Source organism: Aurantimicrobium sp. MWH-Uga1 (assembly GCF_003325955.1).
Classification (GTDB): domain Bacteria; phylum Actinomycetota; class Actinomycetes; order Actinomycetales; family Microbacteriaceae; genus Aurantimicrobium.
The window spans coordinates 193451-206238 of the sequence record NZ_CP030929.1 but is presented as its reverse complement, the minus strand read 5'-3'; the positions used below and the strand labels follow the sequence as shown (position 1 = coordinate 206238).

Below are 12788 nucleotides of genomic sequence, written 5' to 3'. Positions count from 1 at the left end.
ATCTGGGGAACTACCGTGACTGAAATTGAAATTGGGCGTTCAAAGCGCGCACGCCGGGCGTTCGCCTTTGACGACATTGCTGTCGTTCCCTCCCGGCGCACACGTGACCCTCAGGACGTTTCGGTGTCCTGGAGTATTGACGCCTACCAGTTTGAGATTCCTATCCTGGCTGCCCCGATGGACTCGGTGGTCTCCCCCGAGACCGCTATTGCCATGGGCAAACACGGTGGTGTGGGGGTGCTCAACCTCGAAGGTGTGTGGACCCGCTACGAGAACCCTCTGCCTGTTCTTTCTGAGATACGTTCTCTCCCTGCAGCAACGGCTACCAAGCGTATGCAGGAAATTTATGCTGAGCCCATCAAGGCAGAGCTCATTACTGCCCGCTTGGCTGAGATTCGCGCTGCCGGTGTGACAGTCGCTGCAGCACTGTCACCGCAGCGCACACAGGAGTTTTACCAAACGGTTGTCAACGCTGGTGTTGACCTGTTTGTGATTCGTGGTAACACGGTCTCGGCAGAGCACGTCTCGAAAGAAACTGAGGCACTGAACCTCAAGAAGTTCATCTATGAACTAGACGTTCCGGTCATTGTTGGTGGCGCAGCCACCTACACCGCAGCGCTGCACTTAATGCGCACCGGTGCTGCCGGTGTCCTGGTTGGTTTTGGTGGTGGCGCCGCCACGACCACACGTGCTTCGTTGGGTATTCACGCACCCATGGCCACTGCCTTGGCAGATATTGCCGGTGCACGCCGCGACTACATGGATGAGTCTGGTGGCCGCTACGTCCACGTCATCGCAGATGGTGGCTTAGGCACCTCTGGTGACGTGGTCAAGGCGATTGCCTGTGGTGCTGACGCTGTCATGCTTGGTTCTGCTCTAGCTCGTGCGACAGAGGCTCCTGGTGGTGGATGGCACTGGGGCCAGGAAGCACATCACGAAGAGCTTCCGCGTGGTAACCGGGTGCACGTGGGCCAGGTTGCTCCGTTGGAACAGCTTCTCTATGGTCCTGCCACCGTCGCCGACGGTAGCGCCAACATTGTTGGCGCCCTGCGTCGCTCCATGGCCACCACGGGATACTCCGACCTGAAAGAGTTCCAGCGGGTTGAGGTTGTGGTTTCTCCTTACAACCCTGCGGCACACGGTGCCACCACGATGTCTTTGGCAGATCCGGTTCTCTAATGTCTCAGCCAGCTTCAGCTTCGGGTGTTCAGGGAATTCTTAGTGCACACACCCGCGCTGAAGCTTTGGCTGCCATGCAGTCACAGGAACTGGATGTTCTTGTCATTGGTGGCGGCATTGTGGGTTCCGGGTGTGCCCTCGATGCGGCAACCCGTGGATTAACTGTCGGCATTGTGGAAGCACAGGACTGGGCGGCAGGAACCTCGAGTCGTTCTTCCAAGTTGGTGCACGGTGGTATTCGCTATCTAGAACAGTTGGACTTCCATCTTGTTCGAGAAGCACTCATTGAACGTGGTCTGTTGTTGCAGCAGATTGCTCCGCACCTGGTTAAGCCCATTCGTTTCCTCTACACCGTGGAGCACCCCGTCTGGGAGCGCGCCTATGTGGGGGCAGGCATGCTGCTCTATGACGCCTTCTCGTGGATGGGCGGACGCCGCCCAGGAGTGCGCCACCACCGTCACCTGAGCAAACGTCAGATTGGTTTAGCAGCTCCTAGCTTGCGCTCCTCCGGCATCATCGGCGGCATGAGCTATTACGACGGACGCGTGGATGATGCGCGCTATGTGGCGAACCTGGTTCGCACTGCGGTCGCCAAAGGCGCCTTCGCGGCGAACCGCACCGAGGTGATTGGTTTCATCCAAGAACAGGGTGCTGTCGTGGGCGTGACCGTGCGGGATGTGGAGACCGGAAACGAATTCCCCATTCGCGCCAAGCAGATCATTAACTCCACCGGAGTATGGACGGGGGAAACCCAAGAGCTCGTGCACGATGGTGGCACGCTGCGCGTGCGAGCATCGAAGGGAATCCACATCGTGGTTCCCCGGAATCGCTTCAAGTCCGTCATGGGCTTGATCATGCGCACCGAAAAGAGTGTGCTCTTTGTTATTCCCTGGGGACGCCACTGGATTATTGGCACCACCGATACGGACTGGCACTACGACAAAGTGCACCCCTCTGCTACCGCAGACGATATTCAATACTTACTTGACCACGTGAACTCAGTGCTCGACGACCCCATTACTCATGACGACATTGAGGGTGTGTATGTGGGTCTGAGGCCATTGCTGGCAGGAGATGCTGAATCCACGGCCAAGCTCAGCCGGGAACACGTGGTGGTCAAGCCCAAGCCTGGCCTTGTCCTCATTGCTGGAGGCAAGTGGACTACCTACCGTGTCATGGCGAATGACGCTGTCAATGCTGCCGTGGAGGAGCTCACCGCAGCTGATCCTGGCTGGGCTATTCCCGGCAGCATCACCTCTGCTGTTCCCCTGTTAGGCGCTGCCGGATACAAAGGTGCCTGGAACAGACGTGCTCGCACCGCACGCGATAGTGGGCTCACCGTTGCCCAGGTAGAGCACCTGCTGAACCGGTATGGCTCCATGACTGATGAGGTGCTGGAGATCATTGCGCAGGATGCTGCCCAAGCACAGACTCTGCCAGGAAACCCGGACTATCTGCTGGCAGAGGTGACCTATGCGGTTACCCACGAAGGTGCTCTGCACATTGAAGATGTGCTCACACGTCGTACGCGCGTCAACATTGAAACTCGCGACCGCGGCGTTGCCGCGGCACCTGTTGTGGCGAAGATTCTCGGCAAACACCTGGGCTGGAGCGCAGCACAAGAAAAGGCCGAAGTGAAGAACTATCGCCTGGCCATCGAGGCAGAGTTTGCTGCCGAACAGCAAACCACTGACGAGGCTGCGAACGCTATCCGTACTGCCGTTCCCAACATTGTTGAGGCTCCGGCCTAATGCTCAAGACCGCTCTGAAACCGCAGTGGATTGCCTTTCTCATTTTCGTGATGGCTGCCGCTGCTGTTTTTGCGTGGGCAGGAAAGTGGCAGTTAGAACGTGCCATTTTGTCTTCTCAGCCGGTGAACACTGAGTCAGAGATTGTGGTTCCTCTCGAGGAACTGCAGAAGCCCACTGTGGCAATCTCGGAGATTGCCGGTGGGCACATGACAGAAGTCACCGGCTATCTCGCTGCCGAGTCCTACACCCTCTTGGAAGGCAGGCTCAACTATGGCGAGCTTGGCTACTGGCTGGTGGGTCGACTGATCACTCCCGTGGCATCACTTCCTGTGGCTTTGGGCTGGACACCGGATGAGGATGTCGCATTGGCTGCCCTGGCAGAATTCAACGCTGCACCTGCCAGAGAAGAGAAGCTCTACACCGGTCGCTTCATGCCCACCGAAGCGCCGGATATTCCAGACCCCGGCATGGACCCGCTCAGTGAGAACACTCTCTCTGTTGCCTCGCTGGTAAACATCTGGCCTGACTTCGCCGGGCCCGTCTATGAGGGGTACCTCATTGACAGTGAAGCACCTGCTGGGTTTGAGGTCATAGAGTCCATACCGCCCATGAATGAGGGGGCGGTGAACTGGCTCAACATCTTCTATGCACTCGAGTGGATTATCTTTGCTGGCTTTGCGTTCTTTATCTGGTGGCGCTTGGTTAAAGACGCCTACGAGCGTGAACTTGAGGAACAAGAGCAAGCACAGGGACAAGTAAACTAGAGCCATGCCTTTAGCCCCTCGCGCCGCTGATATCCCACGAATTCCTGGGGCTCTGAAGTTCTACAAGGTGATGTCCTACATCACCGGTGGCTTCCTGCTGCTGTTGTGTGCAGAGATGATCTTGAAGTACTGCATCGACATTCGCACCAACTCTTTTGTGTGGCCTGGTGGAATGACCAATCCCGAAACCGGTGAGTTTGTCTTCTTCGAACCTGGCTACGAAATCGAAGCCTTTGGGCCCAACGGGTTCTTGGCTCTCGTACCTTCTGACACTGTGGAAGCTATCAACCTCTCGCTGGGCATCTTGATTATCCACGGTTGGCTCTATGTGATTTATCTCTTCGCAGGCTTCCGTATCTGGTCCAAGATGCGCTGGGACTTTGGCAAGCTGTTCTTCATCGCCTTAGGTGGAATCATCCCTGGTCTGTCGTTCTACGTTGAAGCTAAATACGCCAAGCTGGTCGAGGCATTTCTGGAAAAACAGAACACCACCGCCACTACCCAAGGAGAGGCCGCGTGAGTCAGCCCCAGCCCGTTCTCGTCGTTGACTTCGGCGCACAATACGCTCAGCTCATTGCTCGTCGCGTGCGCGAAGCTGGGGTGTATTCCGAGATTGTTCCTCACTCCATCACTGCAGCAGAGGTGAGTGCCAAGAACCCAGTCGGTATTGTGCTCTCGGGTGGGCCCTCCAGCGTCTATGAGCCTGGCTCCCCCACGCTGGACCCTGCCATCCTGGAACTCGGCATTCCCGTCTTTGGTATTTGCTACGGCTTCCAGGTCATGGCTCAGGCTCTCGGTGGAACCGTCGCACAAACCGGTGGCCGTGAATACGGTGCTACAGATGTGACCCTCCAGGCTGATCACGCCCTCGTGGGCGGTCAGCCTGTTACCCAGACCGTGTGGATGAGCCACGGTGACCAGGTTGCCACTGCACCTGCAGGCTTCACTGTCGTTGCCTCAACGGACGCAACCCCGGTTGCGGCCTTCGCCAACGACGAGCGCAAACTTTATGGTGTGCAATGGCACCCTGAGGTCAAGCATTCCGAGTGCGGTCAGGACCTGCTGGAGAACTTCTTGCACAAATGTGCTGGTATCCCTGCAGATTGGAACAGCGAGAACGTCATCGAGACTCAGGTGGCTGCTATCCGCGCTCAAGTGGGCTCAGGACGCGTGATCTGTGGTCTTTCTGGTGGTGTTGACTCTGCGGTAGCTGCTGCCATTGTTCACAAGGCTGTCGGCGACCAGCTGGTGTGTGTATTTGTAGACCACGGACTGCTGCGTCAGGACGAGCGCCGTCAGGTTGAAGAAGATTACGTCAAGGCCACCGGTATTCGTTTGGTGACCGTCGATGCCCGCGAACAGTTCCTCACCGCACTTGCGGGTGTGAGTGACCCAGAAACCAAACGTAAGATTATTGGTCGCGAATTTATTCGCACCTTTGAGCAGGCTGAACGCGACCTCATGGCCGAAGCCGAGGCAGATGGGGAACCCATCAAGTTCTTGGTTCAAGGAACTCTCTACCCCGACGTCGTGGAATCTGGTGGTGGCAGTGGAACTGCCAACATCAAGAGCCACCACAACGTCGGTGGTCTTCCCGAAGACCTCCAGTTTGAACTCGTAGAGCCTCTGCGCACCCTCTTCAAGGATGAGGTGCGCGCCATTGGTCGAGAGCTCGGTCTTCCTCACGAGATCGTGGGCCGCCAGCCCTTCCCTGGTCCTGGTTTGGGTATTCGCATCGTGGGTGAGGTCACACAAGAGCGTCTCGACCTGCTGCGCGAAGCAGATGCCATTGTTCGTCATGAACTCAGCGCAGCTGGTCTGGACGATGAGATTTGGCAGTGTCCCGTTGTTCTGCTTGCTGACGTGCGCTCGGTAGGCGTCATGGGTGATGGTCGCACTTATGGTCACCCCATTGTGTTGCGCCCTGTCTCCTCAGAAGACGCCATGACCGCAGACTGGACACGTTTGCCCTATGACCTCCTGGCCAAAATCTCTAACCGCATCACTAATGAGGTAGCAGGGGTCAACCGCGTCGTGCTGGATGTCACCAGCAAGCCGCCAGGAACTATTGAGTGGGAGTAGCAACTCGCTGCTCTAAGTAATGAAGCTCCGAATCTTTTGGCTCGGGGCTTCATATTCATTAGTTAGAGGAACCTTTATATGCCTCTGTTTCTGGAGATACATATCCCGGTGACCCGCCCAAAGTGCTTCCAGAAGTGCTTGTGAAGTAGGAGTTGGGTCCAAATTTACGAACTGACTTCTCAAAGAGGTTATGAAGTGGCCCTAAATTCTTTTGTTCTGCTGCAATTCGACAGGCGCGGTCATTTTCAAAACCTGAAATGGAGAGCCAATTTATTTCCCAACCGGCATTCAGAGCGATTCGAGTCCAATACACTCGCTGCGTTCGGCCGTTTCCTTCTCGGAACGGGTGAATAAAGTTCAGTTCGTCATAAAACTTAGCTAGCTGTTCAATAAATGTAGTACGGCTAAGGTTTTTGAGTTGCTGCGCATCTCGCAAATTGGATTCAAAATAACCCAGAGCAGCTGGAATTTGAGTTGCAGCTAAGAATGGCTCAGCGCCTTCGATATTTTTTCTAATATCTACGGTTCTAAACTTTCCTGCCCAGTCGTAGATATCTTGAAATAGCTGTTGATGGATTTGCTGAATCTCAGAAACGGCATCTATAGATAATTCATCGAATGAATAGAGCTCTAGCTCGCGCAGAGGAACCAGGTTAGCTTCAGCTTCATCTAAGGCCTCTTTAGTTCTCGCACCAACGAGGTTACGAAAAATCCCTGTCTCAGGATCTTTGTAGGGGTCTACAAAGTTATTTGAGACCAAACTGTGCCCGGCCTCGCTTGATGAGTTCAGTAACTGAGATTCGACCGAGGGCATACTCGTTCATATCATTGCGGGTACGCTCGTTCACTGTGAGATTTTCCATCTCACCATTGTGAATGGCTCGTGCAATGGCAAGCTTGCGTCTCGATTGTTCGCTTATTTGAACACTAGAAATTATCGTCATTACAGAACCTCCCGCCTTTTTCAATTTTACTCGCTGATAAGTATTTCAAACAGCACTTGACTGACCTAGGGGAATCATTTTGATCTTCTGGCCCGAGAAAGCTGGGAAGTGCCGGCGTTGACCGGGTGAGCTTCTAAGCTCACCGTGTATCCCAAGGCTTTGAGGTACCGGGCAAGGGTAGTGAGCTTTATGTTTCCGTCACCGTTGAGGACCTGGGAGACTCTGCTTTCTCCAATACCCAGCAGATCAGCTAGTTCCTTCTGCGATGTCCCAGTTTTGGTCAAAGCTGTCTGGAGCAATACCAGCGCATCATTTGTCAATTGAGATGCTGCAAGTTCTCGGGCAACAAATGGAGAGTGTTCAAGATCTTCCAGAAATGAATCCCCAACTTCATTGGCCTTTTGCGTTCCCACATAAAACAGCGTACGGGAAACTTTACTTAAATGTAAAGTATTCTTTTCACTCATCTGGGTACGCTAAAACCCCGCGCGCCTCCTGTTAGCGATTGCTACCCAATATGTGGATAAGGTTCAAGCACTCATCACAAAGTGAAGAGGTTGTCGCCAGGAACTATTAAGTGGGAGTAAGTTCCCTCAACACAAAGATGCTCCGAGAATTTCTTCTCGGAGCATCTTTTGTTCAGACCAAGCGATCACCATAACGCTTGGACGAGGTTATTAGGACTTACCCTCAACAGCTGTTGCCCAGATGGGAACGTTCTTGTTGTTGAACTGGTAAATACCAACAAATGCGGAGGATGGGTCGTTCAGTTCGTTGAAGGGACCAATCGAAGATGGGCCCTGGTACTGAATTTCCTTACCAGCCTTGATCAGGTCGACACAGGCTGCGAAGGTGGTGCACTTCTCGCCGCCGTTAGCACCAGAAACTGCAGCCAGGTTTGCCTGGATGGTTGCTGGGGTGTTGTCGCCACCCTTGGTTGCAGCAAGTGCTGCAAGCATGGTTGCGTCGTAGGATTCTGCTGCGTAGATGAAGTCAGTGAGTTCTTCACCCTGCACGTCAGACCAGTACTTGCTCAGCAATGCTTTGAGCTCGTCTGACGGAGCTGCACCAGGAATGGTTCCCTGAGCACCCTCAAGTGTTCCTGCTTCGAAGTCTGCTTCGAATGAACTGGTGTTACCGTCAACGAAGTAGGTGTTAGCCATGTCCCAACCCTGAGCAACGAGCTCGGGGATGATTGCCTTGGTCTCATCGAACGCGATCACAACGAGTGCGTCTGGATTAGCAGCCAGGGCTGCAGTGACCTCAGATGAGAAGGTGGTCTGAGAAGGGGGGAATTCCTGACCCTTACCCTTACCGCCGTAAACAACTTCTCCACCAGCTTCATTGATAGCTGCTTCGGTCGAGTCACGAAGACCGGTTCCGTAGGAGTCGTTGAAGACGAGGAATGCCACGCTGGAGTTTCCGTCGCCGGTGATGAGCTGGCCTAGAGCGTTACCCTGAACGGTGTCTGGTGGTGCAACACGGAAGTAGAAGGGGCTGTAGCCAGACAGTGCTGCTGCAGTGTTTGCAGGAGAGATCTGAACAATGCCTGCTTCGGTGATGGCGTCAACTACGTTGAGTGACACACTCGAGGATGCAGCACCAAGAACGAAGGACACCTTCTGCTGAATGAGGTCTTCTGCAGATGCCGTAGAGACAGACATGTCGCTGGAGTCACCAGAGTCGGTGTTGTAAACACAGGCGTCGGTACCATTGACGCCACCAGCTGCGTTGATATCCGCTACTGCGAGACCAACACCAGCAATTTCGGGTGGGCCGAGGAACGCAAGGTTACCGGTGGTGGGAAGCAAGGTTCCGACCTTGAATGTGTTGTCGCTGGTGCTGTCTGCAGCACAATCAGCAGCGGCGTATGTCGCGCCAGATGCGTTGTCAGAAGATCCGCTTGCACAACCAGCCAGCACGAGTGCTGACGTTGCTGCGAGAGCTAGACCACTGAGCGCACGTGTGCGGAGTGAAAGTTCACGCATAATGCTCCTCTTTGTTTAAGGGCCTGCAGAGAGCAAACCCACCTCACGGTAATACGAAGGAGAGAAATCGTATTTCTGTTCCGTGTATCGTTCGGAGCCTCACAACACAACATCCCCGTCTTTGTGGGGATATCGGGACATGTCTTACTTCGAAATATTCCATAGCGTGAAAGAACAGCACCCCCGGTCCGAAGACCGGGGGTGCTGTTTAGTGTGCAATTACTGCTTAGGACTTACCCTCAACAGCAGATGCCCATACTGGAACGTTGACATCGTTGTACTTGTAGATACCGATGAACGCGGAGGATGGGTCATTCTTGTCGTTGAAAGGACCAACCGAAGATGGACCCTGGTACTGAATGTCCTTGCCAGCCTTGATCAGGTCAACACAAGCGGTGTAAGTGGTGCACTTTTCGCCGCCGTTAGCACCAGAAACTGCCTTCAGGTTTGCCTGAATAGTTGCTGGGGTGTTGTCGCCGCCCAAGGTTGCTGCGAGAGCAGCAAGGATGGTCGAGTCGTAGGACTCAGCAGCGTAGCTGAAGTCAGTGAGCTCTTCGCCCTGAACGTCAGACCAGTACTTGCCGAGGAGTGCCTTTACCTCGTCCGAAGGAGCTGCACCAGGGATGGTTCCCTGAGCACCTTCGAGGGTACCTGCTTCAAAGTCCTTCTCGAAGGATCCGGTGTTTCCATCGGTGAAGTAGGTGTTAGCCATGGTCCAGCCCTGAGCTACGAGCTCGGGGATGATTGCCTTGGTCTCATCGAATGCGATGACAACAAGAGCGTCAGGGTTGGTTGCAAGTGCTGCAGTTACTTCGGAGGAGAAGGTGGTCTGAGCAGGAGGGAACTCCTGACCCTTACCGGTTCCACCGTAAACAACGCTTCCGCCACCTTCAACGATTGCAGCTTCGGTCGAGTCACGAAGACCGGTTCCGTAGGAGTCGTTGAATACGAGGAATGCAACAGTTGAGTTTCCGTCACCGACGATCAGCTGACCGAGAGCAGAACCCTGAACGGTGTCTGGTGGTGCAGTACGGAAGTAGAAGGGGCTGTAGCCAGAAAGAGCTGCAGAGGTGTCAGCAGGAGAGATCTGCACAATGCCTGCCTCGGTGAACGAGTCAACAACGTTGAGAGAAACACTCGAAGATGCTGTACCAATGACAACAGAAACCTTCTGCTTGATGAGGTCTTCAGCTGAAGCGGTAGAGACAGACATGTCGCTTGAGTCACCAGAGTCAGTCTGGTAGAGGCAGGCGTCCATACCGTTTACGCCACCAGCTGCGTTGATGTCAGCTACTGCAAGGCCAACACCAGCAATTTCGGGTGGGCCGAGGAACGCAAGCGAACCGGTTACGGGGAGGATAGTTCCTACCTTGAAGGTGTTTTCGCTGGTGCTGTCAGCGGCACAGTCAGCTGCGGTGTATGCAGCCTCGCTTGAGCCACCGTCGGAAGATCCAGACGCACAACCAGCCAGCACCAGTGCTGACGTAGCTGCGAGAGCCAGACCACCGAGTGCACGAGTGCGGAGAGAAATTTCTCGCATGGTACTCCTTGGTGATTTATATGAGTCGAAGCGCGCAGGACGCACTTCGTTGTATTACCAAACTAGGCGAGACATGTTTCCTGAAACAACATTTCCGGGTTACAACTCGGTAACAAACTGTTAGACACCGAAAGAAATTGTCATATTGCGCAGATTATGCGCACAATTTGTGCAAATGGCGCGTGATATGTGCGCCGAAGACTACTTTTTCTTCTTCTCTACGACGATGGTCTTGCCAAAGTAGGCAACGCCGGTTTCTGTGTCGTAGTTAATCTGGCCTGCAGGACCCACGTAATTGATGGCCTGCTTATCGTTAACAGCAGAGACGCACATGCCGTAGCTGGTGCACTTAAAGCCCGCCTGGTTAGTCACAGCAATGAGGCCCTGAGTAATCGAGGCGCCACCGTCATCTTTGGAAACCGTTGCTGCCAGTGCTGAGGCAATAGTGAGGTCATAGGACTCCGCACCGTAACCGTATTCGGTCACGGAAGGGTCGGAGCTCTTCAGCTGTGCAACGAAAGCGTCGTCTGCTTTCACTGCAGTAACTGTCGCACCCTTGGGCGCGTTGTCCTTGGTGGCAATAGAGACAATAGCCACGTTGGCGTCGTTCTTAGCCACCAGCTCGACCAAGGTTTCAGCAACACCCGTGGAGGCAGGAGCAATAATGACGTCGACACCACGAGAGACCAGATCATTGAAGCTGGCTTCAGTTGCTGCCACATCGCCGTCACCGGCGTTGCGGTGCAAGACCTCGACGGGAACCTTGTTGTAGCCGCCCTGTTCATTGATTTCACGAACAGCAAGTTCAATACCGGCAGCTTGAGAAGCAGAGTACGCAGCTAGGTCGCCTGTGACTGGAGTCATGTCACCAATGCGCAGCACACCGTCACCCGAAGGCTTCACGGGAGTTGGGGTAGCAGTGGGTGTTACCTCACCGCCGGAGCATCCAGCCAACGTGAGTGCGAGCGCACCTGCAACGATTGTGGCGGCAATCTTATTCAGACCCACGATGTACCCATTTCTGTGAACGACTAACTACCGCCTCCACAGTACCGAGCACTACGTAAGTTCGCTGAGATGGCACGCGCTCTATTCGATAGTGAGTTCTTCAGCTGCGCGAGCAAGGCGGTTCGCCTTGCCGTGGCGCAGCATGTCAGTGGTGAGCACAATCAGGGCCACCCAGATGATGAAGAAACCCACCCAGCGCACCGGTGGCATGGGCTCATGCAAGACGAAGACGGCCATCAAGAACGAGAACACTGGTGTGGAGTATTGAATCAATCCGATGGCGGTCAACGGCAGTCGGCGAGCGCCTGCACCAAACATAATCAGTGGCACCGCGGTGACCACACCAGCTGAGGCAAGTAAGAGAGTGTGAGTGAGTCCATAACCAAAGAAGGAAAGCCCGACCAGGTTCGAAACAATGATGAGCTGGATGATTGCCACCGGCGTCATCCACATGGTCTCAATAGTGAGACCACTAATGGCATCAACCGATAGTCCAGTGCGCTTCTTGATCAGACCATACAAACCAAAGGACGCTGCCAAGGTCAGTGAAATCCAGGGAATGGCACCATAGCTCACCGTGAGCACAATGACGGCAACGAAGCTGATGCCGACGGCAACCCACTGCATAGTGCGCAGTTTCTCGCGCAGCACGATCACACCCAAGACAACTGTGACGATGGGGTTGATGAAATAGCCCAGTGACGACTCCACGATCTGGTTACTGAGCACCGCCAGGATGAAGACCTGCCAGTTGATATAAATCAGGACCGCTGCCACGCCCAAAGTGAGCATGAGCTTGCGCTGTTTCAAAATGACTGCGAGTTGCCGCCATTTCCTCGTGACGGCAATGAGGAATGCACAGAAGACGAGAGAAAAGAGAATGCGGTAGCCAACAACCTCAAAGGGGGTTGCTGGTTCCAAGGCGAGAAAGTAGAGCGGGAAGAGGCCCCATAAGCCATATGCCCCAAAGGCATAGAGCAAACCGGAACGGGAGAGCTTCTCTGGTGCAGGTGAAGCTGGAGAAGTCATTATTCGAGACTACTCCTGTGAATAGCCTGAGAGGTTAACCAGTAAGGGCCCCGGAAACCGGGGCCCTTACTCGTGAGATTGTGTTAGCGAACGACGATCGCGAGAACGTCACGAGCGGAGAGAACAAGGTACTCTTCACCGGCGTACTTAACTTCGGTTCCGCCGTACTTGGAGTAGATAACCTTGTCACCTTCGGCGATGTCCAGAGGAACACGGTTACCGTTGTCGTCGATGCGGCCGGGGCCTACTGCAACGACAACACCCTCCTGGGGCTTTTCCTTAGCAGTGTCAGGAATGACAAGACCGGAAGCAGTGGTCTGCTCGGCTTCTACCTGCTTGATAACAATGCGATCTTCGAGCGGCTTAATGGCGACCGACACGGTTGACCTCTTTCTTGAACGGGAAGTAAGTAATGGAGTACACATACAGTTCGTGTACTGAGGTCAAGTCTAGACGGCAATTAGCACTCGCGCAATGTGAGTGCCAATTGATCACTTGGTAGG

General features: G+C 54.4%; 13 protein-coding genes. 5 read left to right on the top strand and 8 right to left on the bottom strand.

Annotated features, from left to right (window positions below; genetic code table 11):
• Positions 1-15 precede the first annotated feature (15 nt).
• Genes AURUGA1_RS01100 through guaA form a run of 5 tightly spaced genes read left to right on the top strand, consistent with a single transcriptional unit; the run spans position 16 to position 5776 of the window.
• Positions 16-1179, top strand: a complete 1164-nt coding sequence (locus AURUGA1_RS01100; RefSeq protein WP_114128499.1) for a GuaB3 family IMP dehydrogenase-related protein — start codon at positions 16-18, stop codon at positions 1177-1179.
• Positions 1179-2930, top strand: coding sequence for a glycerol-3-phosphate dehydrogenase/oxidase (locus tag AURUGA1_RS01095; protein ID WP_114128498.1), 1752 nt, complete (start codon positions 1179-1181; stop codon positions 2928-2930). The genes AURUGA1_RS01100 and AURUGA1_RS01095 overlap by 1 nt, the downstream gene beginning before the upstream one ends.
• Complete coding sequence (locus tag AURUGA1_RS01090; protein WP_114128497.1) at positions 2930-3694, top strand: SURF1 family cytochrome oxidase biogenesis protein; 765 nt, start codon at positions 2930-2932, stop codon at positions 3692-3694. The genes AURUGA1_RS01095 and AURUGA1_RS01090 overlap by 1 nt, the downstream gene beginning before the upstream one ends.
• Positions 3695-3698: 4 nt before the next feature.
• The gene (locus tag AURUGA1_RS01085; RefSeq protein ID WP_114128496.1) at positions 3699-4214 is read left to right on the top strand and encodes a DUF3817 domain-containing protein; all 516 of its coding nucleotides are present in this window, start codon (positions 3699-3701) and stop codon (positions 4212-4214) included.
• Complete coding sequence (guaA, locus tag AURUGA1_RS01080) at positions 4211-5776, top strand: glutamine-hydrolyzing GMP synthase (protein ID WP_114128495.1); 1566 nt, start codon at positions 4211-4213, stop codon at positions 5774-5776. Before AURUGA1_RS01085 ends, guaA begins: the two co-directional genes overlap by 4 nt.
• Before the next feature lie 58 nt (positions 5777-5834).
• On the opposite strand, the gene AURUGA1_RS01075 is transcribed toward guaA, so the two are convergent.
• The 8 genes from AURUGA1_RS01075 to groES form a co-directional block, all read right to left on the bottom strand.
• Complete coding sequence (locus AURUGA1_RS01075) at positions 5835-6536, bottom strand: Fic family protein (protein ID WP_162784017.1); 702 nt, start codon at positions 6534-6536, stop codon at positions 5835-5837.
• Positions 6523-6720: an antitoxin VbhA family protein gene (locus AURUGA1_RS08025; RefSeq protein WP_162784016.1), complete on the bottom strand. Its 198-nt coding sequence runs from the start codon at positions 6718-6720 to the stop codon at positions 6523-6525. The genes AURUGA1_RS01075 and AURUGA1_RS08025 overlap by 14 nt, the downstream gene beginning before the upstream one ends.
• Before the next feature lie 74 nt (positions 6721-6794).
• Positions 6795-7187 (bottom strand): helix-turn-helix transcriptional regulator, encoded by a 393-nt coding sequence (locus AURUGA1_RS01070; protein WP_114128493.1) that lies wholly within the window; start codon positions 7185-7187, stop codon positions 6795-6797.
• A gap of 210 nt (positions 7188-7397) precedes the next feature.
• Complete coding sequence (locus AURUGA1_RS01065) at positions 7398-8708, bottom strand: ABC transporter substrate-binding protein (RefSeq protein WP_114128492.1); 1311 nt, start codon at positions 8706-8708, stop codon at positions 7398-7400.
• 226 nt (positions 8709-8934) lie between these two features.
• Positions 8935-10248: an ABC transporter substrate-binding protein gene (locus AURUGA1_RS01060; protein ID WP_114128491.1), complete on the bottom strand. Its 1314-nt coding sequence runs from the start codon at positions 10246-10248 to the stop codon at positions 8935-8937.
• Positions 10249-10449: 201 nt separating this feature from the next.
• On the bottom strand, positions 10450-11256 hold the full coding sequence (locus AURUGA1_RS01055) for an ABC transporter substrate-binding protein (protein WP_114128490.1): 807 nt from the start codon (positions 11254-11256) through the stop codon (positions 10450-10452).
• Positions 11257-11337: 81 nt separating this feature from the next.
• Entirely contained in the window at positions 11338-12285 is a 948-nt protein-coding gene (gene rarD / locus AURUGA1_RS01050) for an EamA family transporter RarD (RefSeq protein ID WP_114128489.1), read from the bottom strand.
• A gap of 83 nt (positions 12286-12368) precedes the next feature.
• Positions 12369-12665, bottom strand: a complete 297-nt coding sequence (gene groES / locus AURUGA1_RS01045) for a co-chaperone GroES (RefSeq protein WP_096382469.1) — start codon at positions 12663-12665, stop codon at positions 12369-12371.
• Positions 12666-12788: the final 123 nt, after the last annotated feature.